At 69.1% G+C, this 24898-nt stretch carries 20 protein-coding genes; 6 read left to right on the top strand and 14 right to left on the bottom strand.

Going from position 1 to position 24898, the window contains the following annotated elements; translation table 11 throughout:
* Nucleotides 1-11: 11 nt before the first annotated feature.
* The 13 genes from argF to infC all read right to left on the bottom strand — a co-directional run bounded on the left by argF (nucleotide 12) and on the right by infC (nucleotide 15479).
* Nucleotides 12-935 carry an ornithine carbamoyltransferase gene (argF, locus tag AB4Z55_RS13305; RefSeq protein WP_369519862.1) on the bottom strand — a complete coding sequence of 308 codons (924 nt, stop codon included), beginning with the start codon at nucleotides 933-935 and terminating at the stop codon, nucleotides 12-14.
* A complete protein-coding gene (locus AB4Z55_RS13300; protein ID WP_004018764.1) occupies nucleotides 932-2125 on the bottom strand; it encodes an acetylornithine transaminase in 1194 nt (397 codons plus the stop codon). Before AB4Z55_RS13300 ends, argF begins: the two co-directional genes overlap by 4 nt.
* Nucleotides 2122-3039, bottom strand: a complete 918-nt coding sequence (gene argB / locus AB4Z55_RS13295) for an acetylglutamate kinase (RefSeq protein WP_004018763.1) — start codon at nucleotides 3037-3039, stop codon at nucleotides 2122-2124. Before argB ends, AB4Z55_RS13300 begins: the two co-directional genes overlap by 4 nt.
* Complete coding sequence (gene argJ / locus AB4Z55_RS13290) at nucleotides 3036-4304, bottom strand: bifunctional glutamate N-acetyltransferase/amino-acid acetyltransferase ArgJ (protein ID WP_369519861.1); 1269 nt, start codon at nucleotides 4302-4304, stop codon at nucleotides 3036-3038. The genes argB and argJ overlap by 4 nt, the downstream gene beginning before the upstream one ends.
* A complete protein-coding gene (gene argC / locus AB4Z55_RS13285) occupies nucleotides 4301-5359 on the bottom strand; it encodes an N-acetyl-gamma-glutamyl-phosphate reductase (RefSeq protein ID WP_239404039.1) in 1059 nt (352 codons plus the stop codon). The genes argJ and argC overlap by 4 nt, the downstream gene beginning before the upstream one ends.
* Before the next feature lie 65 nt (nucleotides 5360-5424).
* Nucleotides 5425-7902 (bottom strand): phenylalanine--tRNA ligase subunit beta, encoded by a 2478-nt coding sequence (pheT, locus tag AB4Z55_RS13280; protein WP_239404040.1) that lies wholly within the window; start codon nucleotides 7900-7902, stop codon nucleotides 5425-5427.
* Nucleotides 7903-7965: 63 nt separating this feature from the next.
* A complete protein-coding gene (gene pheS, locus AB4Z55_RS13275) occupies nucleotides 7966-9018 on the bottom strand; it encodes a phenylalanine--tRNA ligase subunit alpha (protein ID WP_004018759.1) in 1053 nt (350 codons plus the stop codon).
* A 125-nt stretch (nucleotides 9019-9143) separates the two neighbouring features.
* Nucleotides 9144-10553, bottom strand: a complete 1410-nt coding sequence (locus AB4Z55_RS13270; protein WP_239404041.1) for an acyltransferase — start codon at nucleotides 10551-10553, stop codon at nucleotides 9144-9146.
* 159 nt (nucleotides 10554-10712) lie between these two features.
* Complete coding sequence (locus tag AB4Z55_RS13265) at nucleotides 10713-13184, bottom strand: Tex family protein (protein ID WP_369521015.1); 2472 nt, start codon at nucleotides 13182-13184, stop codon at nucleotides 10713-10715.
* A gap of 46 nt (nucleotides 13185-13230) precedes the next feature.
* Nucleotides 13231-14040 (bottom strand): TrmH family RNA methyltransferase, encoded by an 810-nt coding sequence (locus tag AB4Z55_RS13260; RefSeq protein ID WP_369519860.1) that lies wholly within the window; start codon nucleotides 14038-14040, stop codon nucleotides 13231-13233.
* A 47-nt stretch (nucleotides 14041-14087) separates the two neighbouring features.
* Nucleotides 14088-14468, bottom strand: a complete 381-nt coding sequence (gene rplT / locus AB4Z55_RS13255) for a 50S ribosomal protein L20 (protein ID WP_004018755.1) — start codon at nucleotides 14466-14468, stop codon at nucleotides 14088-14090.
* 43 nt (nucleotides 14469-14511) lie between these two features.
* Nucleotides 14512-14706, bottom strand: coding sequence for a 50S ribosomal protein L35 (gene rpmI, locus AB4Z55_RS13250; RefSeq protein ID WP_004018754.1), 195 nt, complete (start codon nucleotides 14704-14706; stop codon nucleotides 14512-14514).
* Nucleotides 14707-14837: 131 nt separating this feature from the next.
* Complete coding sequence (gene infC / locus AB4Z55_RS13245; protein ID WP_239404045.1) at nucleotides 14838-15479, bottom strand: translation initiation factor IF-3; 642 nt, start codon at nucleotides 15477-15479, stop codon at nucleotides 14838-14840.
* Between the two features lie 266 nt (nucleotides 15480-15745).
* On the opposite strand from infC, the gene AB4Z55_RS13240 reads away from it, so the two are divergent.
* Both AB4Z55_RS13240 and AB4Z55_RS13235 read left to right on the top strand, forming a co-directional pair.
* Nucleotides 15746-16171: a DUF1844 domain-containing protein gene (locus tag AB4Z55_RS13240; RefSeq protein ID WP_369519859.1), complete on the top strand. Its 426-nt coding sequence runs from the start codon at nucleotides 15746-15748 to the stop codon at nucleotides 16169-16171.
* A gap of 89 nt (nucleotides 16172-16260) precedes the next feature.
* Nucleotides 16261-16548 (top strand): hypothetical protein, encoded by a 288-nt coding sequence (locus tag AB4Z55_RS13235; RefSeq protein ID WP_004018749.1) that lies wholly within the window; start codon nucleotides 16261-16263, stop codon nucleotides 16546-16548.
* 45 nt (nucleotides 16549-16593) lie between these two features.
* On the opposite strand, the gene uvrA is transcribed toward AB4Z55_RS13235, so the two are convergent.
* Nucleotides 16594-19476, bottom strand: coding sequence for an excinuclease ABC subunit UvrA (uvrA, locus tag AB4Z55_RS13230; protein ID WP_064572033.1), 2883 nt, complete (start codon nucleotides 19474-19476; stop codon nucleotides 16594-16596).
* 243 nt (nucleotides 19477-19719) lie between these two features.
* Between uvrA and AB4Z55_RS13225 the strand changes: the two genes are divergently transcribed.
* The 4 genes from AB4Z55_RS13225 to AB4Z55_RS13210 all read left to right on the top strand — a co-directional run bounded on the left by AB4Z55_RS13225 (nucleotide 19720) and on the right by AB4Z55_RS13210 (nucleotide 24872).
* Nucleotides 19720-20418, top strand: coding sequence for an MBL fold metallo-hydrolase (locus tag AB4Z55_RS13225; protein WP_239404042.1), 699 nt, complete (start codon nucleotides 19720-19722; stop codon nucleotides 20416-20418).
* Nucleotides 20419-20630: 212 nt separating this feature from the next.
* Nucleotides 20631-21725 carry a DoxX family protein gene (locus AB4Z55_RS13220; protein WP_101821517.1) on the top strand — a complete coding sequence of 365 codons (1095 nt, stop codon included), beginning with the start codon at nucleotides 20631-20633 and terminating at the stop codon, nucleotides 21723-21725.
* A gap of 106 nt (nucleotides 21726-21831) precedes the next feature.
* The gene (locus tag AB4Z55_RS13215; RefSeq protein WP_033206411.1) at nucleotides 21832-22527 is read left to right on the top strand and encodes a hypothetical protein; all 696 of its coding nucleotides are present in this window, start codon (nucleotides 21832-21834) and stop codon (nucleotides 22525-22527) included.
* Complete coding sequence (locus AB4Z55_RS13210) at nucleotides 22524-24872, top strand: ATP-binding domain-containing protein (protein ID WP_369519858.1); 2349 nt, start codon at nucleotides 22524-22526, stop codon at nucleotides 24870-24872. Before AB4Z55_RS13215 ends, AB4Z55_RS13210 begins: the two co-directional genes overlap by 4 nt.
* Nucleotides 24873-24898 lie beyond the last annotated feature (26 nt).

Below are 24898 nucleotides of genomic sequence, written 5' to 3'. Positions count from 1 at the left end.
CGATTCGCGAGTCACTGGTGCTCCAGCAGCCAGATCAGCAGGGCCTTCTGCGCGTGCAGGCGGTTCTCCGCCTCGTCGAACACGACGCTGCGCGGCCCGTCGATGACCGATGCGGTGATCTCGTCGCCGCGATGTGCCGGCAGGCAGTGCAGCACGATCGCGTCGTCGGCGGCGTGCGCGAGCAGCGCGTCGTTGATCTGGTACGGACGGAACGGCGCGGTGCGGTCCTTGCCGTCGTCCTCGTGCCCCATCGAGACCCAGGTGTCGGTCACCAGGACATCGGCACCGGTGGACGCGGCGACGGGATCGCCGACGAGCTCCACCGAACCACCCGTCTGCGCCGCGCGGCGCTCGGTGTCGGCGATGACGCCGGGATCCGGCTGGAAGCCGTCCGGTGCACTGATCCGAACGTGTATCCCGGCGGTGACACCGCCCAGGGCGAGCGAGTGCGCCATGTTGTTGGCGCCGTCACCCAGGTAGGTCATCGTGAGGCCGGCGGGAGAACCCTTGTGCTCGATGATCGTCTGCAGGTCGGCGAGCACCTGGCACGGGTGGAATTCATCGGAGAGGGCGTTGACGACCGGGACCGTGGCGGCCGACGACAGCGCATCGAGTCGATCCTGGCCGAAGGTGCGCCACACGATCGCGTCGACGAACCGGGACAGCACGAGGCCGGTGTCCTCCAGCGTCTCCTCGCGCCCGAGCTGCGTGGTGCGGCCGTCGACCACGACGGCGTGCCCGCCGAGTTGGGCGATGCCGACTTCGAACGAGAAGCGGGTGCGGGTCGAGTTCTTGTCGAAGATGACGCCGACTCCGCGGGGTCCCTCCAGCGGTCGGAAGTCGAACGGCTTCGCCTTGACCTCGGCGGCGAGGGCGAGCACCTCGGCCTGTTCGGCCGGGGACAGGTCGTCGTCACGCAGGAAATGTCGGGTCATGCCTTGTCTCCCTCGGTCGATGTGGCGGCGGTGTCGAGCAGTCCCGGCAAAGCAGCCACGAAGCTCTGGCCCTCCTCTTCGGTGAGGATCAGCGGCGGCGCCAGCCGTAGGACGTCGGGTGCGGGCGCGTTGATGAGGAACCCCGCATCCCGGGCCGCGGCCTCGACGCGCTGCGACAACGGCTGGGTCAGCACCACGCCGAGCAACAGACCGGCGCCCCGGACATGGGAGACCAGCGGGTGCTGCAGGTCCTCGATGCCGGCGGCGATCGACTTGCCCACCGCCGCAACGGAGTCGACGAGACCCTCGGAGTCGATGACGCGCAGTACGGCGAGCGCGGCTGCGGCACTGACGGGATTGCCGCCGAAGGTGGTGCCGTGCTGGCCCGGTTCGAACAGGTCGGCCGCGCGGCCGGTGGCGATGCACGCCCCGATCGGCAGTCCCCCGCCCAGTCCCTTGGCCAGGGTCATCACGTCGGGGACGATCCCGACCTGCTGGTGGGCGAAGAAGGTGCCGGTCCGGGCCACCCCCGTCTGGACCTCGTCCAGGATCAACAGCGCGCCACGCTCTTCGGTGATCCGGCGAGCCGCGGCCAGATAGTCCGCGGGCGGCACGATGACGCCCGCCTCACCGAGGATCGGTTCGAGGATGACCGCCGCTGTGCGGTCGGAGACCACCGCGTCGAGAGCGTCGATGTCCCCGTAGGGGACGAAGCGGACGCCGGCGGGCATCGGCTCGAACGGCTCCCGTTTCGCCGGCTGACCGGTCATGGCGAGCGCACCCATCGTGCGGCCGTGGAAGGCCTTCTCCGCGGCGACGATCTCCGGCCGCCCGGTCCGCCGGGCGAGCTTGAAGGCCGCCTCGTTGGCCTCGGTCCCGGAGTTGCAGAAGAAAGCGCGGCCCGGGTGGCCGAAACGGTCGAGCAACTTCTCGGCGAGTTCGACGACCGGCGGGGCGATGTACAGGTTCGACACGTGCCCGAGCGTCTGGAGCTGGGTGGTCACCGCCTCGACGATCGCCGGGTGCGCATGGCCGAGTGCGTTGACCGCGATCCCGCCGAGGAGGTCGAGGTAGCGCTTGCCGTCGGCGTCGGTCACGTGGGCGCCCGATCCGCCGACGAGGGCGATCGCCGGTGTGCCGTAGTTGTTCATCAGCGACTGTGCCCAGCGCTGTTGCAGTGGCGCGGTCATGATTCCTCCTCCGGTACGACGACGGTGGTGCCCGTCGAGCTCTCGGTCAGCAGTTCGGCGAGCACGGAATGTGCCACGCGGCCGTCGATCACGTGGGCACGGTCGACGCCACCGGTGACCGCGCGCAGACAGGCCTCCATCTTGGGGACCATGCCCGAGTCGAGTGACGGCAGCAGTCCGGTCAGTGTGTCGGTGTCGATCCGGGACACCAGGGATCCGCGATCGGGCCAGTTCGTGTACAGACCCTCGACGTCGGTGAGCATCACCAGTCGGGACGCACCGAGCGCCTCGGCCAGCGCCCCGGCGGCGGTGTCGGCGTTGATGTTGTGGACCACGCCGTCGCGGTCCGGGGCGATCGTGGAGACGACCGGGATACGGCCGGCGGCGACCAGATCCAGAACCGCCGAGGTGTTGACCGACGCGATGTCGCCGACGAGGCCGATGTCGGTCGGAACCCCCTCGACGAGCACCGTCCGCCGCGACGCGGTGAACAGGTGCGCGTCCTCGCCGGTGATGCCGACGGCGTACGGGCCGTGCGAGTTGATCAACCCGACGAGTTCGCGCCCGACCTGTCCGAACAGCACCATCCGGGCCACGTCCATCACTTCGGGGGTGGTCACGCGGAATCCGCCCTTGAACTCCCCCTGCAGACCGAGCCGCTTCAGCATCGCCGAGATCTGCGGCCCGCCACCGTGAACCACCACGGGATGCATCCCACATGCGCGCAGGAAGACCATGTCCGCGGCGAACGCCTTCTTCAACTCGTCGTCGACCATGGCGTTGCCGCCGTACTTGACGACGACGGTCGCGCCCGCGAGTCGTTGCAGCGCGGGCAGCGCCTCGGCGAGGACCTTCGCCTTCGCGAGACCTGCGGCGGGGTCGATCGGGTGGACTCCCGATGTCGTCTCGCTCATGACGAGTACGCCGAGTTCTCTTCGACGTACGCGTGCGAGAGGTCGGTGGTCCGGACGCTCGCCGCGGACTCTCCCAGCTTCAGGTCGACGACGACGGCGATGTCGGTGCCCGACAGGTCCACGTCCCGTGCGCCTTCGACGCCGAACCCGTTCTCGCACACCGGACTGTCGTTGAACGACACCGCGATGCGATCGGGGTCGATGGTGACCGGCGTCGCACCGACCGCGGCCAGTACCCGACCCCAGTTCGGATCCGAACCGAACAGGGCGGTCTTGACGAGCGAGTCGCGTGCGACGGCCCGGGCGACCGTCAGCGCATCGTCCTCGGTGTGTGCACCGGAGACCGTGATGACGACCCGCTTCGTGACGCCCTCCGCGTCGGCCATCATCTGCGCGGCGAGATCGTCGCAGACGGCGAAGACCGCGTCGTCCAGGTCGGTCTGGTCGACCGGGATCTGGCTGGCGCCCGAACTCAGCAGCAGCACCGTGTCGTTCGTCGAACACGAGCCGTCGATGTCCAACCGGTCGAACGTGCGTGCCGTCGCCCTGCGCAAGGCGGTGTCGAGTTGTTCGGCGGTCGCACTAGCGTCGGTCGTGAGGACCACCAGCATGGTGGCCAGCGACGGCGCGAGCATCCCCGCGCCCTTACCCATGCCGCCGACGTTCCACCCCTGCGGGTGATGCAGCGCAGCCTGTTTGGGGACGGTGTCGGTGGTCATGATCGCGTGCGCGGCATCCGTCCCGCCGGACAGACCGCCACCCATGTCCTGGACGATCTCGGTGACCCCCGCCAGGACCTTGTCCATCGGCAGTCGATCGCCGATCAGGCCGGTCGAGCAGACCGCGACCTCGACCGCGCCGGTACTCGTCCCCCAGTTGCTGAGCGCGTCGGCCACCGCCTCCGCGGTCCGGTGGGTGTCCTGGAACCCGCCCGGGCCCGTACAGGCATTCGCACCACCGGAATTCAGGATGACAGTGCGCAGCCGGCCGGTGGTGAGGACCTGCTGCGACCACAGCACGGGCGCGGCCTTCACCTGGTTGCGGGTGAAGACGCCGGCAGCGGCGTAGTCGGGCCCCTCGTTGAAGACCAGAGCGAGATCGGGGGCGCCGGAGACCTTGATCCCGGCGGCTATGCCGGCAGCTCGGAAGCCGAGGGGCGCCGTGACACCCTGGCCCCGCACGAGCCGCGGGTGATCGCCGGGCGCACCACCTTCGATCCGATCCTGCTCTGTTCCCGCGCTGTCGGTCTGTCCGGTTCCGGTCACGGTGCCACTCCCACGGTGCTCAGTCCCTCGTTCTCGGTCCAGCCCAGCGCCAGGTTCATCGATTGGACCGCGGCGCCGCCGGTCCCCTTGGTGAGGTTGTCCACCGCACCGACGACCACGAGGGTCCCGGCGCGTTCGTCGACGGTGACGCCGAGCTGCACGGCGTTCGACCCGATGACCGATCCGGTCGCGGGCAGTCTGCCCTCCGGCAGCACGTGCACGAATTCCTCGTCGGCATAAGCCTTCTCATACACCGCGCGTGCCTCGGCGGCCGATGCACCGGTCCGCGCGGTGCACGTGGCGAGGATGCCCCGCGCCATCGGCGCCAGGATCGGCGTGAACGAGACCGTCACCGGCTGCTCGGCCGCGGCCGAGAGGGCCTGGGAGATCTCCGGCGTGTGCCGATGGACGCCGCCGACTCCGTACGCGCGCGCGGACCCGATGACCTCCGAGGCCAGCAGATCGACCTTCGGAGACCGGCCGGCACCCGAGGCGCCGCTCACGGCGACCACCGTGACATGCGGGTCCGCGATCCCGGCCGCGATGGCCGGCAGCAACGACAGGATCGACACCGTCGGATAGCAGCCGGGTACCGCGATCCGGCTCGCATCCTTGAGGACCTCCCGATTGCCGGGCAGCTCGGGCAGACCATAGGGCCACGTCCCGGCATGATCGCCGCCGTAGTAGGCGGTCCACTCGCCTGCGTCCCGCAACCGGAAGTCCGCACCGCAGTCGATGATGAGTGTGGTCGGCGGCAGTGCGTCGGCGATCACCGCCGACGCACCGTGCGGCAAGCCCAGGAAGACGACGTCGTGTCCGGCGAGGACCTCCGGGGTCGTGTCCTCCAGCACCCGATCGGCCAACGGCAACAGGTGCGGGTGATGGGTCCCCAGGGGCGTGCCGGCATTGCCGCCGGCGGTGAGCGCACCGATCTCGAGGTCACCCGATCGCAGGCGGGGGTGCCCGCACAACAGTCGGAGGATCTCGCCACCCGCGTAGCCGCTTGCACCGGCCACCGCCACCTTCACACCGCTGGTTGAGCTCGTCGAAGCCATGTTGATCATTATGCAGCAGGATGCAAATCAATTCACGGCGGGGTGGTTCCCGCGCTGGGACCGGGTCAGCGCAGACGGGCACCCACCCGGGAGGCCGCGGCGTCGACGGCGGCCAGCTTCGCCTCGTTGGCCTCGTCTTCGGTGAGAGTCCGATCGGCCGCGCGGAACCGCAGCGAGAACGTGAGCGACTTGTTGCCCGCGCCGACCTGCTCCCCGGTGAAGACGTCGAACAATGCGATGTCCTCGAGCAGGTCGCCGGCTCCGTCGCGGAGTGCGGCCTGGACGTCTGCGGCCGGGACCTCACCGCCGACCACGACGTTGACGTCCTGCAGGACAGCCGGGAACACCGACACCGACGGCGCCGGGAGTCGCTGGTCCAGGGGAAGCGCATCGATGTCGATCTCCACGGCGCAGGTCCGCTTGGGCAGGTGCGCCCGCTCCAGCACAGCCGGATGCAGCTCGCCCGCGTAACCGACCGTGCGACCGTCGACCGTGAGCCGCGCACAGCGGCCCGGATGCCACGGCCGGTGATCGTCGGCGGTGAGCTCGACGGTCACCCCCGCCGCCCGGCCGATCGTGCGGGCCGCCTCGAAGGCGTCGAGGTGATCGGCAGCGCGTCCCGGCCCCCAGGGCCCGGCGGGATCGCGCAATCCGGTGAGCACGACGCCGACGTGCAGCGGCTGATGCGGCAGTGAGGCGTCGAGTGCGGCGATCTCCTCGTCGGTCGGGCGACGCGTCACATCGAGCGCGTCGACAGCGGCCACGTGATCACCGGCGATGACGACCTGTCCGATCGTGAACAGCGACAGGTCACGCTGTCCGCGGGCGATGTTGCGCGCCGCCATTTCCAGGAGGCCCGGAAGCAGAGTGGTGTTCAGTTCGGGACGGTCGGACTCGAGCGGATTGAGGACCTTGACGGTGCGTCGGCGTTCGTCGTCGGCCGGGAGGTCCCACAGGTCGAAGACGCCGGACGGCATGAACGGGTACGGCAGGACCTCGACGTAGCCGTCGAGCGCCAGGGTGCGGCCGACGCTGCGTCGACGACGTTGAACCGGGGTGAGTCCGGTGCCGCCCGGCGCTCGGGGCACCACCGCGGGGATGTCCTCGAGGCCTTCGAGCCGGAGGACCTCCTCCACGAGGTCGGCGCGCTGCCGGAGGTCGGGGCGCCACGAGGGCGGGAACACGTCGAGTTCTTCGGTTCCGGTCACCACGCAGCCGACCTCGGTCAGCCTGGTCAGGGTGGTGCCGGGCGGATACCCGATACCCGCGACGCGATCGGGTTCGTCGGCCGGGATCGAGATCGTCGACCGGATCGGGGTCTGGACGTGCGTCTCCGACAGCGGGGATGCGACGGTACCGCCGGCGATCTCGACGATCAGTCCGGCCGCACGGTCGGAGGCCACCGCGGTGATCTCAGGGTCGACGACCCGCTCGAATCTCTTGCTGGCCTCCGATGTCAGCTTGTGGCGCTTCGCGGTGCGGAAGACACGAACCGGGTCGAACGTCGCCGACTCCAGCAGCACGGTGGTGGTCTCCGGCCCCACCTCGGTGCTCGCGCCGCCCATGACGCCGGCCAGGGCGATCGGCCCGGTGTCATCGGTGATCAGCACATCCTCGGGGTCGAGGACGCGCACGGTGTCGTCGAGGGTGGTGAGCTTCTCCCCCGGTTGTGCCGAACGGACGGAGACGGTGCCCGTGATCCGGTCGGCGTCGAAGGCGTGCAGTGGCTGCCCGAGCTCGATCATCACGTAGTTGGTGATGTCGACGATCGCCGAGATCGGGCGGATCCCCGCGACCATGAGCCGCTTCTGCATCCACCACGGCGAGATGGCCGTGGGGTCGACGCCGGTGATCACCCGCGCGGTGTAGCGCGTGGCGCCGGAGTTCTCGTCGATGGCGACGGGCCACGCCGGGACCGAACCGTCGTCCGGCAGGTCCGCCGATCGCAGTCCCGGATCGACGAACGGAACCCCGAAGCTGCCGGCGAGTTCGCGCCCGAGTCCGCGCACCGAGAACGCGTAACCGCGGTCCGGCGTCACGTTCACGTCGATGGCCGCGTCGTCGAGTCCGAGCACCTCGCGGGCGTCGGCACCGGGCTCGGCGGTTCCGGGCGCGAGGACGAGGATGCCGCTGTGATCGGTACCGATCCCCAGCTCGGAGACCGAACAGATCATGCCGTCGGAAACGCGTCCATAGGTCTTGCGCGAGGCGATCTCGAACGGACCGGGGAGCACGACGCCGGGCAGGGCCGCGACGATCAGATCACCCTCGGCGAAGTTGCGTGCACCGCAGACGATTCCGCGTGGCTCGGCCTCACCGACCGCGACCGTGCAGAATCGGATCGGCTTCTTGAACTCGGTGAGTTCCTCGATGGTCTCGACGCGACCGATCACGAGCGGGCCGGTGATCTCCGGGAACCGCTCGATGTCCTCGATCTCGAAACCCACGCGGACGAAACCGGCGTCGATCTCCTCGGTCGTGGCCGACCACTGCGGGTCGCCGGCGCGGAGGACCTCGGTGTACCAGGACTGTGGTGCACGCACTGTGTATCAACTACTTTCGTCGCGTCGTGAGAAGTCGGCGGGGTCGGTCCGGGCCGGACGAGGTCAGGCGGCCGGACCGAACGGGAGGGTGAAGCGGATGTCACCCTCGACCATGTCGCGCATGTCGGAGATGTCGTTGCGGAACTGCAGGGTCCGTTCCAGACCCATGCCGAACGCAAATCCCGAGTAGACGTCCGGGTCGATACCGCTGGCGCGCAGCACATTCGGGTTGACCATGCCGCAACCGCCCCACTCCACCCAGCCCGGCCCGCCCTTCTTGGCGGGGAACCACACGTCGACCTCGGCGGAGGGTTCGGTGAACGGGAAGTAGCTCGCCCGCATGCGGGTCGTCGTCTCCGGCCCGAAGAGCGCACGGGCGAAGGTCTCGAGGGTGCCGCGCAGGTTGGCGAGCGTGAGTCCCTTGTCGACGGCGAGGCCCTCGATCTGATGGAACACCGGGGTATGGGTCGCGTCGAGTTCGTCGGTACGGAACGTACGGCCGGGGCACGCGACGTAGATGGGCAGGTCGCGGCTCAGCATGGAGCGGACCTGCACCGGTGACGTGTGCGTCCGCAGGACCTGCCGGGACCCCTCGGGTGCGATGTAGAAGGTGTCCTGCATGGACCGTGCGGGGTGATCGGGGAGGAAGTTCAGCGCGTCGAAGTTGTGATGCTCGGTCTCGACCTCCGGGCCCTCCGCGATCTCCCAGCCCATGCCGACGAACACGTCGGCCACCTGCTCGGCGATCACGGTGATGGGATGGCGTGCACCCACCGGACGTCGGCCGCTCGGCAACGTCACGTCGATGGATTCGGCGACGAGCACCGCCGCGTCGCGCTCGGCGTCGAGGACGGCGGTCCGCGCCTCCAATGCCGCCGACACCCGGCCGCGGACCTGATTCACCAGCTTGCCCGCCTCGGAGCGCTGATCCTTGGGGATGGAGCCCAGCGCGCGTCGGGCGAGCGCGATCGGCGAACGATCGCCGAGGTGCGCCGACTTGGCCGCCGCGAGCTGATCGAGGTCGGCCGCCGCCTCGAACGCCGCGATCGCCGCCGAGGCGGCCGCCTCGAGGTCGTCGGGTCCCGGGAATGCCGTTGCGTCGGCGGAAGTGGCCACGGTGGGCGTGCTCCTCATGCGTCGATCGGTGGATGGTCGGCATCGTCGTCGCGCTGTGCACGCCGACCCAGCGGGGCCGACGGGCGCCTCGGGTGCCGACGATGACTCCCGTCGAGGGTAGACGACTACCGCGGGGCGCTGACCTGCAGGGAGGCGTCGTCTCCAGGAGGCGATCCCGCCGCGGTCCGGCGACCGGCGGGAACCGCCAGCCGACGGGCGCCGATGGCACACGCGAGGCCCAGGACCAGCCACCACACGCCGTCCCCGGTCAGACCGCCACGCGCGAGCATCAGGATCGCCACGCCGAGGCCGGCCAGCACCGTCAGCAGGGCCGCGCTCCGCACCGGCCCGCTGCGCCGGGCGACCGGTTCGTCCCACCACGGGAGGGACCGGTTCTCGAGCGGAGACAGCACTGCGACCACCGGGACCATGACCGCGAGCAGCAGCACGGTCTGCGCCCCGACGATCACCGGGAACGACGCCGAGTGGACGTCGGCGCGGTCGACACCCAGCGCGGCGCACGTTCCGACGATCGCGGCGAGCACCGGCAGATGCCAGAGGTAGAGGGTCATCGCGCCGCGGTTGCCCAGCACGACCCACCACCAGATCATCGGACGGTCGGCGAGGACCGCGAGGAACCGGCGCACGGCGATCGCGCCCGCGCACAGCACGATCGCGTGGCCGGCGAGCAGCAGGCTCGGCGGGCTCATGTTCGACAGCTGCTGACCCGGCACGGTGACGAGCGAGACCTCATAGGGTCCCCACGAGACGAGGGCGGCGTCGACGGCGAGCCCGCCGACGGCCACCATGAGGGCGATCCCGGGCCGCAGGATCCTCTTGGCGTAGGCGATCCCGAGAACAGCGGGGATCGTCCACACGGTGAGGAAGTTCAGATAGCCCAGCGCAGCGGGTCCGTCCGCGAGCCGGACGGCGTCGACCAGTGCGGTACTCCCCCAGCACACGCCCAGCGCGACCGCCACACCACCGGCGGAGGAGAGCCGCTGCAGGAACGGGACCACGGCCAGGACCAGCAGGTAGGCGCCCAGGAACCACAGGAGTTGCACCCCGAGGCGCGCGACGACGTCGGCCGTGGCCACGGCACCGATACGGGACAGGACGGCGTAGGCGGCCACGACCGCACCGAGGTACCAGAAGACCGGACGCAGCAGCCGCTGAGTCCGCGCGAGGAGCCACTGCCCCGCCGTCGGGGTGTCGCTCTCGCCGCGCGAGGTCCAGCCGCGGGTCGCCGCGGCGGCGCCGGCGAAGAAGAACAGCGGCAGCACCTGCAGCAGCCAGGTCGCCGGTTGCAGCGCGGGTACCTCGCCGAGTGTGTTGCCCAGCTCGATCGAGCCGTCGGCGACCTCGACGGTGAGCATGATCGAGTGACCGGCGACGACCACGACGAGGGACACGATGCGGATGAGGTCGATGACGCGGTCCCGGTGTCCGGTGAGGGCGTCGAGTTCGCGGGGAGTGGGCAGACCCGTCGGAACCGAGCGTATTCCGGCCGGTCGGCCTGATTCGGTGCTGAGCATGGCGTCAGTCTCGGCCGCCGTCGCCGGGCGGGCCTGAGCAAAACTACTCGGCCGGGGTCAGCAATCCCCGTGCCGACCAACCGCTCCGGGACGCTCGGAGCCCGGCAGCGTCGACCGCGGCGGCCCGGTCCGTGCTGACCGGACCGCCGGGCCAGGACCCTACTTGCCGAAACCGGCCCGCTTGAGCGCGTCGGCCATCGCCCCGCTGGGCGCCGGCCGGCGATCGTTGCGGTTCCCGCCCCGGTTGCCCTGGCTCCCCCGAGCGCCCTGGCCCTGCGGGGCGCCGCGAGTACCGCCGCGCTGGTCGTTCCGGCGCGGCTGACCACCACGCGGACTGTCGTCACGTCCCTGCCCACGGGGTGCGCGAGCAGGCTTGCCGTCGGAGCCCGGCTCATCGTCGAGCCGCAACGAGAGCCCGATGCGCTTGCGCTCCACATCCACGTCCATGACCTTCACCTTCACGATGTCACCGGACTTGACGACCTCGTGGGGGTCGGAGACGAACCGATGCGCCATCGCCGAGACATGGACGAGCCCGTCCTGGTGCACACCCACGTCGACGAACGCACCGAAGGCGGCCACATTGGTGACCTGACCCTCGAGGACCATGCCCGGCGTCAGGTCGGAGACCTTCTCGATGCCGGTGGCGAACGTCGCGGTCTTGAACTCAGGACGCGGGTCACGTCCTGGCTTGTCGAGTTCGGCGATGATGTCGACGACGGTCGGACGACCGAAGGTCTCGTCGACGAACTCCTCGGGACGCAGCTTGGTGAGGGTCGGGGTGTCACCGATCAGCGACCGGACATCCGTGCCCACCTTCTCGATGATGCGGGTGACGACCGGATACGCCTCGGGGTGCACGCTCGACGCATCCAGCGGGTTGTCGCCATCGGCGATGCGCAGGAAGCCTGCGCACTGTTCGAACGCCTTGGGTCCGAGCCGGGGCACCGCGGTGATCTGCTTGCGGTCCCGGAACGCACCATTGGTGTCACGATGCGCGACAATCGATTCCGCGAGTCCTGCGGTGATGCCGGACACCCGGGACAGCAGGGGCACCGAGGCCGTGTTCACGTCCACACCGACCGCGTTCACCGCGTCTTCGACGACTGCGCCGAGCGACCGCGCGAGCAGGGTCTCGGAGATGTCGTGCTGGTACTGGCCGACCCCGATGGACTTCGGGTCGATCTTCACGAGTTCCGCGAGCGGGTCCTGCAGACGGCGGGCGATCGAGACCGCGCCGCGGATGGAGACGTCGAGGTCGGGCAGCTCCTTCGACGCGTAGGCCGATGCGGAGTACACCGAGGCACCCGCCTCGGACACGACGACGCTCGTCGGCGGCTTCTTGCCGGCCTCCTTGATCGCGGACAGGAGTTCACCGGCGAGCGCGTCGGTCTCCCGCGAGGCGGTGCCGTTGCCGATCGCGATGAGTTCGACACCGTGCTTCTCGACGAGTGCGCCCAGCACGGCCAGCGCGCCGGACTTGTCGCGTCGCGGCTCGTGCGGATAGATCGTCGCGTGGTCGACGACCCTGCCGGTCGCGTTCACCACCGCGACCTTCACGCCGGTGCGCAGACCGGGATCGAGGCCCATCGTCGTTCGGGAGCCGGCGGGCGCCGCCAGCAGGAGGTCCTTGAGGTTCGTGGCGAACACCGCGACCGCGTCGGCCTCCGCGGCCTGACGCAGCCGCATCCGGACGTCGAGCGACAGCCCGACGAAGAGCTTGGTGCGCCACGCCCAGCGCACCGTGTCGGTGAGCCAGCGGTCGGCGGGGCGGCCCTGATCGGCGATGCCGAACCGGGCGGCGATCCGCTGTTCGTACGGGCCGGGGCCGGCAGGTCGCTCAGCCGCTTCCGGGTCGGCGTCGAGGGTGACCGAGAGGATCTCCTCGCGCTCACCGCGCAGCACGGCCAGGACCCGGTGCGACGGCAACGAGGTGAACGGCTCGGAGAACTCGAAGTAGTCGGCGAACTTGGCGCCGGCCGACTCCTTGCCCTCGCGAACCGCAGTGCGCAGCACGCCCGTCTGCCACATCAGCTCGCGGAGTTCGCCGACCAGGTCGGCGTCTTCGGCGAACCGCTCCACGGCGATCGCGCGGGCACCGTCGAGTTGTTCGGCGGTGAACGTCGACGGATCCGTCGTCGGGTCCGAGAGCAGCGCATCGGCCACGGGCTCGTGCCCGGCCTCGCGCGCGATCTGGGCCTTGGTGCGGCGCTTGGGCTTGTACGGGAGGTAGATGTCCTCGAGGCGGGCCTTGGTGTCGGCTTCGAGGATGCGTGCGTCGAGGGCGGCGTCGAGCTTGCCCTGCGCGGCGATCGATTCGCGGACCGCCTGGCGACGGGCCTCGAGGTCGCGGAGGTAGCCGAGACGCTCCTCGAGCGTGCGGAGTTGCGCGTCGTCGAGGCCGCCGGTGGCCTCTTTGCGGTACCGGGCGACGAACGGGACCGTCGACCCGCCGTCGAGCAGTTCGATGGCCGAACGCACCTGACCGACCCCCACCCCGAGTTCGGCGGCGATCGCCGAGGCGATGCGGGAGTTCACGACCGCGGGATCGGGCGCGGGCACCGTCTGCGGTGCCGCGGCCGGCGAGCCGGGAGTCGCGGGTGCGGGTTCGGGCGCGGAGTCGGGTGACACAGTTTCTGACACGATCGCCGACCCTACCGGCCGACTCGGACAGCGGTCAGACTCGACCCGCCGCGCCGTGGACGCGCGCACTCTCGTACAGACAGATGGCCGCCGCGGCAGCGACATTCAGGCTCTCCGCGCGTCCGCGGATCGGAATGGACACACGGTGGTCGGCCGAACGCTGCACGTCGGCCGGCAACCCATGTGCCTCGTTGCCGAACAGCCAGGCGACCCGGCCGGAGAGGACATCGGCCGCGGAGTCCAGGTCGACCTCGCCGTCGGCCGCCGTCGCCAGCAGCGTGATGCCGGCGGCGCGGATGGCGTCGAGCGCGTCGTCGACGGAACGCTCGCGCACCACGGGCACCGTGAACACGCTCCCCGCGCTCGCCCGGACACACTTGCCGTTGTGCGGGTCGACGGCGTCGCCGAGCAGGACGACGGCGTCAGCGCCCATCGCATCCGCACACCGGATCAGCGTGCCCGCGTTTCCGGGTTCACGCGCCTCGACGGCGATGGCGAGAAGCCGCGGCGCCTCGGCGAGGACTGCCTCGAGCGACACGTCGAGGAGCGGGCAGATCGCGAAGATTCCTGCGGGCGTAGAGGTCTCACCGAGTTTCGACGCGGCGCGGGCCGTGATCACCGACACCGGGACGCCCGCCGCCGTCGCGGCGTCGACCAGCTCGCGGCGGCGTGGCTGCTCGTCTTCGGCGACCAGGAGCACCTCGATCCGTCCGACGGCGAGCGCCGACGCGACGGCGTTCGCCCCCTCAGCGAGGAATCGGCCCTGTTCGCGCCGCTCGGCGGCGCGATGCAGCTTTGCATACGACACGACCCGCGAGGATCGCTCGGACAGGATCTCCGTCATCGGAGACTCGTCCGCTCGACTCGCGGGTCGTGGGTGCTGGGGTGCAATCAGGCAGCCGGGGCGTTGACGTCGGCCGGCAGAGCCTTGCGGGCGACCTCGACGAGACCGGTGAAGGCCTCGGGATCGGTGACGGCGATGTCGGCGAGCACCTTGCGGTCGACCTCGACACCGGCGGCCTTGAGGCCCTGGATGAGGCGGTTGTAGGTGATGTCGTTGGCGCGGGCCGCGGCGTTGATACGCGAGATCCACAGCTTGCGGAATTCACCCTTGCGCGCGCGACGGTCGCGGTAGGCGTAGGTCAGCGAGTGGAGCTGCTGCTCCTTCGCCTTGCGGTACAGGCGCGACCGCTGTCCGCGGTAGCCCTTGGAGGCCTCGAGGGTGGACCGACGCTTCTTCTGGGCGTTGACGGCCCTTTTCACGCGTGCCATGTGTTAGATCCTTTTGCTTGTCAGATGTCTGGGGTCGCTGGCGTCAGCGGTTGAGCAGTCGCTTGATGCGCGGGGCGTCGTTCTCGCTGACGACGGTGGTGCCGTCGAGACGGCGAGTGCGCTTGGACGACTTGTGCTCGAGCAGGTGGCGACGGTTGGCCTTCTGGCGCACGATCTTCCCGCTGCCGGTCACCTTGAAGCGCTTCGCGGTGCCCTTGTGGGTCTTGCTCTTCGGCATGTTCTTCCTTCTCTCGGGCGAACTCGGGCACCGGACCTGGCGAGGTCCGGTGTGTGTCCGGGTTCGCGTGTCTGATCTCGGCCGGAACGGATCGGACTCTCGTCCGGCCGATCGACTCAGTTCTCGTCCGCTCAGTTCTCGTCCGGGGCGGCCTTCGGGCCACCGGAACGTTCGCGGCTCTCTTGTGCCTTCTGGCGGGTCTTCGCACCCTTGTGCGGGGCGAGGACCATGGTCATGTTGCGACCGTCCTGCTTGGCCGACGTCTCGACGAAGCCGTAGTCGGCGACGTCGTTGCCCAGCCGCTGCAACAGGCGGTAGCCGAGCTCGGGACGGGACTGTTCGCGGCCGCGGAACATGATGGTGACCTTCACCTTGGAACCCGCCTCGAGGAACCGGATGACGTGACCCTTCTTGGTCTCGTAATCGTGGTCGTCGATCTTGGGCCGGAGCTTCTGCTCCTTGATGACGGTCATCTGCTGATTACGACGCGATTCGCGCTGCTTCTGGGCTGCCTCGTACTTGAACTTGCCGTAGTCCATGATCTTGCAGACCGGCGGACGGGCGTCCGGAGCCACCTCGACCAGGTCGAGGTCGGCCTCGTAGGCCAAGCGAAGCGCATCTTCAACACGCACGATGCCCACCTGCTCCGAGTTGGGTCCGACGAGTCGGACCTCAGGGACGCGGATGCGCTCGTTGATGCGGGTCTCAGTGCTGATGGGGCCTCCTTGTTCAATCCTGCAGTGGTAACCGTCGCGTCGTGGCGAGGGACGTATGCAAGAGAACCTGCGGGACACCTCAGCAAGGAAGCCCCGGGACTGATGTCCGCGGGGCTCCGATACCGACCGGTTCGTTCTCCGCATGCCAGAACTGACACACGTCGCCGTCGACATGCAGCTCAGCATCGTAGGATGCGATCTGCGACGATCGGCGTGAACCGGACCGTGCAACTGCGAGAACCTCGCGTCGAACGGTGGGAGCGGAACTCCACTTACGACCCCGGCGCATACCAGGGCGGTCGTGCTATGGAAGTCTAACAGCCATGGCCGAGAACTCCTATTCGTCACCTGCACCGTTACCCCCGGAGGGTGCGACGGACGGCGGCGCCGGAACGGGAGCTCCGGCGGACACCGATCTCGACAACGTCCGTGACCTGGGCGATATTCCGGCGATCGAGGTCATCACCCGGTCCATCGTCATGCTGATGAGTGCGGCGGCCGAGAAGCTCGGGCTTGCCGAGGGCACCCCCGCGGAACGCATCGACCTGCCCGAGGCGCGCACCCTTATCACCGCCCTGGCCGGCATCGTCGACGCGTCGAAAGCGGATCTCGGCATCCATGCGGCACCGATCCGTGACGGCCTGAAGAGTCTTCAGCTGGCGTTCCGCGAGGCCAGTGCCTATCCGGACGGGCCCGGCGAGGGCCCGGGCGAGAAGTACACCGGTCCGGTTCGAGCGCCCCGGAAGTAGGTGGCCTCGACACGCGGCGACCGAGCCCCGCTGGTTGAGCAGGCGAGGAGCGTAGCGACGAGCCGTGTCGAAACCACTACCCTGGACCCATGACGAATGCCGATGAGCCCGGGCGGTCCGACGAGATCGTCGATGCGGAGATCGTGCCGACCGGCCCGGTGCCGGGAGCGTTCCCTGATCCGAATTACTCCGACAGCGGGGTCCCGACCTTCGACTTCGTCCGCGACAAAATCGAGAACCGCATCACGACTGCGATCGGCTCCCAGGAGCTCGCGGAGGCCGGCCCTGAGGGACAGAGCGTCGACGAGATGATGCGCAAGCGCGACGAAGCCGCGAAGAAGCGACTCGAGGAGATCCGCAAGTCGATGGGGTCCTGACCGACCTCACTCCCCCGAATCGCGTTCCGCGCCACCGGTCTGCGGTCAGCCGACCGACGCCACCGCCTGGTCGATGTCGACGATCTCGGCCAGGAACTTGCCGGTGTGGCTGCCCGGGGTCGCGGCGATGTCTTCCGGGGTGCCCTCGCCGACGACGGTCCCGCCGCCTGCGCCGCCCTCGGGTCCCATGTCGATGACCCAGTCGGCGGTCTTGATGACGTCGAGGTTGTGCTCGATCACGATGACCGTGTTGCCCTTGTCGACCAGGCCGTTGATCACCGTGAGCAGCTTCTTGATGTCCTCGAAGTGCAAGCCGGTGGTGGGCTCGTCGAGGATGTAGACCGTCCGGCCCATCGACCGCTTCTGCAACTCGGCCGCCAGCTTCACGCGCTGCGCCTCACCACCGGACAGGGTCGGGGCCGGCTGCCCGAGCCGGACGTAACCGAGGCCGACGTCGACGAGGGTCTTGAGGTAGCGGTGGATCGAGCTGACGGGCTCGAAGAAGTCGGCCGCCTCCTCGATCGGCATGTCGAGGACCTCGGAGATGGTCTTGCCCTTGTAGTGGACCTCGAGGGTCTCCCGGTTGTAGCGCGCACCGTGGCAGACCTCGCACGGCACGTAGACGTCCGGCAGGAAGTTCATCTCGATCTTGATCGTGCCCTCGCCGGTACATGCCTCGCAGCGGCCGCCCTTGACGTTGAACGAGAAGCGACCCGGCTGGTAGCCGCGCACCTTGGCCTCGGTGGTCGCCGCGAACAGGGTGCGGATCTTGTCGAAGACGCCGGTGTAGGTGGCCGGGTTGGACCGCGGGGTGCGGCCGATCGGCGACTGGTCGACCTGGACGAGCTTGTCCAGGTTGTCCAGGCCCTTGATGCGCGTGTGGCGTCCGGGCACCTGGCGCGCGCCGTTGAGCTTGTTGGCGAGCACCGTCGCGAGGATGTCGTTGACGAGCGTCGACTTGCCCGATCCCGAGACGCCGGTGACCGCGGTCATCACACCGAGCGGGAACGACACGTCGATTCCGCGCAGGTTGTGCTCCCGTGCGCCGACGACGGTCAGCTGCCGCTTGCGGTCGATCGGCCTGCGGATCTCCGGCACCGGCAGGGTGTCGCGTCCGGCGAGGTACGCACCGGTCAGCGACTTGCGGTTCTTCAGCAGGTCCTTGTAGCTACCGCTGTGCACGACGTGACCACCGTGCTCACCCGCGCGGGGACCGATGTCGACGATCCAGTCGGCGGCGCGGATGGTGTCCTCGTCGTGTTCGACGACGATGAGCGTGTTGCCCAGGTCCCGAAGACGGGTCAGCGTGTCGATGAGCCGGCGGTTGTCGCGTTGATGCAGACCGATCGACGGCTCGTCGAGGACGTAGAGGACGCCCGCGAGACCCGACCCGATCTGGGTGGCCAGACGAATGCGCTGCGCCTCACCGCCCGACAACGATCCCGCTGCGCGCTCCAGGGACAGGTACTCGAGCCCGACGTCGAGCAGGAAGCGGATGCGGGCCTGGACCTCCTTGAGGACCCGGCCCGCGATGGCCGCCTGCCGTGAGTCGAGCCGCAGCTGGTCGAGGAAGTCGGCGCAGTCGGCGACCGACAGTGCACACACCTCGGCGATCGACTTGGGTCCGTACTCCGGGTGGTCGAGGGTCACCGCGAGGATCTCCGGACGCAACCGCGCACCCTGGCAGGCAGGACACGGCACATCGCGCATGTAGCCCTCGTAGCGCTCCTTCATCTGCTCGGACTCGGTCTGGTCCATGCGGCGCGCCAGGAACGAGAGCACACCCTCGAACTCGGTGTAGTACGAGCGGGTGCGGCCGTACCGGTTGCGGAACTTGACGTGCACCTGGTGATCGCTGCCGTTGAGCAGTGCCCGCCGAGCCTTGATGGGCAGTTTCTTCCATGGCGTGTTGATGTCGAACTTCATCTGGTCGGCCAGCCCCGACATCAGGCGAAGGAAGTAGTCGGCGTTGTGCCCGGTGGACCATGGTGCGATGGCACCCTCGGCGAGCGACATCTCCGGGTCGGGCACGACGAGTTCCTCGTCGACCTCCTTGCGGACGCCGAGGCCGTCGCATTCGGGGCACGCGCCGTAGGGCGAGTTGAACGAGAACGAGCGCGGTTCGAGGTCGTCGATCGCGATCGGGTGTGCGTTCGGGCAGGCCATCCGCTCCGAGAACCGACGCTCACGTTCCGGATCGTCTTCCTCGAGGTCGACGAAATCGAGCACGATGATGCCGTCGGCCAGACGCAGACCGGTCTCGACCGAATCCGTCAGACGCTGCTTGGCGCTGGTCTTGACGACCAGGCGGTCGACGACCACCTCGATGTCGTGCTTCTCCTGCTTCTTCAGCTTCGGCGGATCGGTCAGCGGGTGGACGACTCCGTCGATGCGGGCGCGCGAAAAACCCTGGGTCTGGAGTTCGGCGAAGAGGTCGACGAACTCGCCCTTCCGAGTCCGGACGACCGGTGCGAGCACCTGGAAACGGGTGCCCTCCTCCATCGCGAGGACCTGATCGACGATCTGCTGCGGTGTCTGCTTGGCGATGGGCTCGCCACAGATCGGGCAGTGCGCCTTGCCCGCGCGGGCGTACAGGAGTCGGAGGTAGTCGTAGACCTCGGTGATCGTGCCGACGGTCGACCGGGGGTTGCGGTTCGTCGACTTCTGATCGATGGACACCGCGGGCGAGAGTCCCTCGATGAAGTCCACGTCCGGCTTGTCCATCTGCCCGAGGAACTGCCTCGCGTAGGCCGACAGCGATTCGACGTAGCGTCGCTGTCCCTCCGCGAAGATCGTGTCGAAGGCGAGGGACGACTTGCCCGATCCGGACAGCCCGGTGAACACGATGAGGCTGTCCCGGGGCAGGTCGACATCGATGCCGCGAAGGTTGTGTTCGCGGGCACCTCGGACGATCAAGCGATCAACCACTGCAGTCCTTACATTCTCGAGTCACGGGGCGCACGGCCGGCGCACGGGCACAGTACCGACGGCCACCGACAAGATTGTCATCACGAGCTCGCCCCGGAAAGATTCGCGGGTTCGGTGACCGGGCGATCGGTCTCGCCGCCCGCGTGTCATTCCCCGAACCGATGATCCAGGATACGCGCGCCACGCGAACTCCCATGGTCACGACCGTCACATTCCGACGGCCTGCTGTCATAGCCTGTCGACATGACCTCCCCAGCGACACCGATCAGCGACACCTACACCGGCGACCTCTCCGAGTCGAAGACCCCGCAGCGCCGCACGCTGGCGGCGGCCACCATCGTCAAGCTGTCCGTCGGTCCGATGGACAACAACGTCTACGTGGTGACCTCGCGCGCCACCGGCGATCAGTTGATCATCGACGCGGCCAACGACGCGGACACGATCACCGGAGTCCTGTCGGCCGTCGAGGGAACGCCGAAACTGATCTTCACCACCCATCAGCACTTCGACCACTGGCAGGCCCTCGCCGCCGTCGCCGAGCACACCGGGGTGCCCACCGCGGCCGGGCGCCTGGACGCCGGCGAACTGCCCGTCACCCCCGACCGCCTCGTCGACGACGGTGACGTCATAGAGGTCGGCGACCTCTCGTTCGAGGCCATCCACCTGGTCGGTCACACCCCCGGTTCGATCGCCCTGGCCCTCACCGACGTGGCCGACGACGGCGAGCGAACCGTCCACCTGTTCACCGGGGACTGTCTCTTCCCGGGCGGGATCGGCAAGACCTGGAAGCCGGAGGATTTCGACACCCTTCTCGAGGACGTCTCGACGAAGCTGTTCGACCGGTTCGACGACTCGACCGTGGTCTACCCGGGCCACGGCACCGACACCACCCTGGGTGCTGAGCGCGACTCGCTGCCCGAGTGGCGTGAGCGCCGCTGGTGAGCACCGCGTGTTTGGTCTTCGCCGCAGACGGTTACCTGTTCCTCGGATCGTTCGGCGAGTCGTGACCCGAGACGCCTGCACACGCGCAATCTGATCACGGCACGCCGAGCGACCTGCAGATTCGTCGCGAGAGGGTAGCGTTGAACGGGCCAGAAACGCGCTCCACCCGACGGATCTCGATAGCCAAACCCGACTGAAGAAGGTTGTGACCGATGATTCTCCGCCGTATAGCCCGTCCGCTCCTCGCCTCGGCGTTCGTCGCCAGCGGCGTGGACGCCATCCGGAGCCCCAAGCCGATTGCGCAATCCGCGGAACCGGTCGTGGACAAGGCCCGGTCGTCGCTCCCGCCGGAGGTGGCCGGCCGGATCCCGGAGAACACCGAGACGCTCGTACAGATCAACGCGGCCGCCCAGATCGGCGGCGGCATCCTCCTCGCGACCGGCAAGTTCCCGCGCTTCGCGTCGGTCGTCCTGGCCGGGACGCTGATCCCCACGACGGCCGCCGGCACCGACTTCTGGAACGAGGCGGACCCGGTCAAGAAGGAGGCCCAGCGCAACGCCTTCATCAAGAACGTCGGCCTCCTCGGCGGAGTTCTGCTGGCGGCTGTCGACACCGAGGGCAAGCCCTCGCTCGCGTGGCGTGGACGCCAGAAGGCCTCCGCGGTTGCGGCGGCCCTGCCGATCGGCGCGGCCGCCGGGTCGTCGACGTGGGAGCACCTCGTCGAGCGCACCCACGACGGCGCCGAGATCGTCTCCGAGCGGTCGGCCGATGCCGCGGCGAAGTTCCGCGAGCACGCTCCGGAGATCGCCGAAGCCGCCCAGAAGCGCTCGCTGGAGTTCGCCGAGAAGGCCGCCGACACCGCCTCCGACGTCGCCGACCGCATCCGTGACCGGGCCCCGGTTCTGGCCGATGCGGCTCTCACCCGCTCGTCGGAACTCGCCGACACGGCTCTCGCGCGCTCGTCCGATCTCGCCGACACCGCGCGCAAGCGTGGCCCGAAGCTGGTGAAGGAAGCGCAGAAGCGCGCCGAGAAAGCCCAGAAGCAGGCCGCGAAGGCACAGAAGCAGGCGAAGAAGAAGGCTCCGAAGGTCGCCGACTCGGCACGCGACCGCGCGTCCGAACTCGCCGACACCGCACGCAAGCGCGCCCCGGAGTTCGCCGACGTCGCGCGCGATCGGTCCGCCGAGCTGGCCGACGTCGCCCGCGCTCGATCGGCCGAACTCGCCGAGACCGCACGGCAGCTCGCCGCGTCCGCCGAGGACTCGGCAGAACAGAGCCGCAAGCGTCTGCGCAAGGCACGTCGCTGATCCCTCGGGATCCTCTCGCGCACGAGCAGAAGATACGAGCACGACCCTGAACACAACCGATCTCACGACCACGGACGCGGTGCACCCGCCAGGCGACTATCCCTGGGTGCCCGCGTCCGTGGCGCTGAGAGACGTCGCACTACGGGACGTGATCCTGGGTGATCCGGCCTTCGGGTCCGTTCCCTCTCCCGATTCCCGGTTGGTGGTCGCGGTCGGGTCGAACGCCGCCCCACACGTCCTGCGCCGCAAGCTGGCACATGTGCGGTCGTCGGACATCGTCTGTCTGCAACCGGTCCACGTCACGAACATCACAGTCGGCCATTCCGCACACGTCGCGGCCCGCGGCTATCTACCTGCCGCCCCGATCTTCGCAGGTCAGCGGTCGATCACGACCATCGCGGCATGGCTGGGTCCCGACCACATCGAGGCGCTCGACGCCACCGAACCGAACTATCATCGACAGACAGTGAATACGCGCGACCACCCCCTGATCCATGGCCGGCCCACCCCCTTCCTCCCCGAGGATCGGCCGCCCCTGCCCACGGAGTTCGACCTCTACGTGTCCCGTCACGGCGTCCTCGCCGACCCGGTCACCGGCGACCCGATCCCCTTCGGCCCACAGGCCGACGTTCTGTCGTGGTTGTCCCGACGCCTCGACGATGCGACCCTCGCCGATCCGGTGCCGGACGTCTGTACCCGTCTGGCGGGCGATCCCCCGGCGGTGACCGCCCGATTGCGGGCCGCCGGCCTGTCCCGGTCCGACGATCTCCGCTCACCCCGGTCGATCGGACACGATCGATGACCGCCCTCTCGCCGGACACCGATCCCCGGGTGGATGAGGAACAGCGGCACCTCGACCGCGTGTACGGCCGCCTCGATCGGATGCGGCGGACCACCCAGCGCCGGTTGTCGTCGACCCTGTCCGAACGCGGCGGCACGCCACAGGCACTGTCCGAACGCGAGTCGTACGAGCGGATGTACAACGAAGACCTCGCCAAATTCGATGCCGCCGAACACAATCTGTACTTCGGCCGTCTCGATCTCGACGACGGCGAGATCCGGCGCATCGGGCGGATCGGTGTGCTCGACGACGGTTTCGCCGACGACGGCGAGCTCGACGCCACCGCCACCGACGCCACCCTCCTGCTCGATTGGCGTGCTCCCCTGGCCCGGCCGTTCTACCTGGCGACGCCTGCGGCCCCCGAGGACGTCGCACGCCGACGCCACATCCGGACCCGTAGCCGCAAGGTCCGCGGCGTCAGCGACGAGTCCCTGACCGCCGGCGACGCCCTGCTCGACGACTTCGGACACGGCGACGTCGTCAACGAATCGGCGTTGGTGGCCGCCCTCAACGCGGCGCGTACCGGTGAGATGACCGACATCGTCGAGACCATCCAGCGCGAGCAGGACCTGATCATTCGCTCGACGCACCGCGGGGTCACCGTCATCCAGGGCGGACCCGGTACCGGCAAGACCGCCGTCGCGCTCCACCGCGCGGCCTACCTGCTCTACACCCATCGTGAGAACCTCTCCCGCAGCGGCATTCTCATCATCGGCCCCAATGACGACTTCCTGAACTACATCGGTCAGGTGCTCCCCTCGCTGGGCGAGTCCGGCGTGCTCCTATCGACCATCGGCGACCTGTTCCCCGGTGTGCGGGCGGGCACCGACGATCCGCGGACGACCGCGGCGGTCAAGGGCGGCCTACGGATGGTCGACGTCCTCAAGCGAGCGGTGCGCGCCCAGCAGTCACTGCCGTCCCGACCCGAAGCAGTGGATTTCGACAGCTACCGGGTCGAGATCGACTCGGCGCTGATCAAGGCCGCGCGCGCCAAGGCCCGCGCGACGCGACGCGCGCACAACCTGTCGCAGAACGCCTTCCTCAAGGCCGGGCTCGCCGAACTCGCCGCCCGGCATGCGGCGACGATCGGATCGAGCCTGCTCGACGGTTCGCAGTTGCTCAGCCCCGCGGACATCGCCGACATCCGCGACGACATGAGTCGCGATCCCGACATCCGTGCCGCGCTGCTGCGCTTCTGGCCGACCCTCACCCCGCAGGCACTGCTGCGCGACCTCCTCGGCGACGAACGCGCGATCCGCAAGGCCACCCCGGGCTGGTCGGACGCCGACCGCGCAGCGCTGCACCGGCCGTCGCGGCCGGCGACGACATCAGGCGAGGACTTCTCCCCTGCGGACGTGCCACTGCTGGATGAGTTGGCCGAGCTGATCGGGTACGGCACCGAGGACGCCGAGCGGGCCGAGCGCGCACGGTGGCGCCGCCAGCTCGCCGAGGCCCAGGATGCCCTGGACATCCTGACCGGCTCGGCACCGCAAGACCTCGAGGACGAACTCGACCCCGAGATCCTGATGGCCTACGACCTGATCGACGCCGAACAACTCGCCTCCCGCCAGACCGAGACCCGGCGCGCCACGACAGCCGAACGTGCCTATGGCGACCGCACCTGGACCTTCGGCCACGTCATCGTCGACGAGGCCCAGGAGCTTTCCGCGATGGCATGGCGAATGGTGATGCGGCGCATCCCGAATCGGTGGATGACGATCATCGGCGACACCGCACAGACATCCGATGAGGCGGGCACCCGCTCATGGGGCGAGGTCCTGGAACCCTATGTCGCCAAACGCTGGCAGTTCAAGGAACTCTCGGTCAACTACCGGACCCCCAGCGAGATCATGGAGTACGCCGCCCGCGTCCTCGATGAGATCGGCAACGGCGAGAAGGCGCCGACCTCGTTGCGCAGCAACGGGATCGAGCCGGTAGCCATTCGGGCGGACGGTGACGCACCGGCGGACATCGTCGACGCCGTCCGCCGGGCCGTCGAGCTCGCCGAACCCGACGGCCTCACCGCCGTCGTGGTCCCCGACCACCTGCGCGAGGTCGTCGATGCGGCATTGTCCCCGGAGCGATTCGCCCTGGAGGACCGCGAGCCGCCCCGGGTCTACACCGTACGGAGCTGCAAAGGCCTGGAGTTCGACACCACGATCGTCGTCGAGCCCGCCGCCGTCATCGATCAGTCACCACGGGGACTCAGCGACCTGTACGTGGCCCTCACCCGGGCGACGCAGCGACTCGTCGTCGTCCATCGCGACGATCTCCCCGACGCACTCGCTGATCTGCCGGCCGGCTGACCGGCGGGGTCCGATGGGTCCGTGAT

Source organism: Gordonia sp. ABKF26 (genome assembly GCF_041103195.1).
Classification (GTDB): domain Bacteria; phylum Actinomycetota; class Actinomycetes; order Mycobacteriales; family Mycobacteriaceae; genus Gordonia; species Gordonia terrae.
This window is presented reverse-complemented; position numbering and strand designations above follow the sequence as displayed.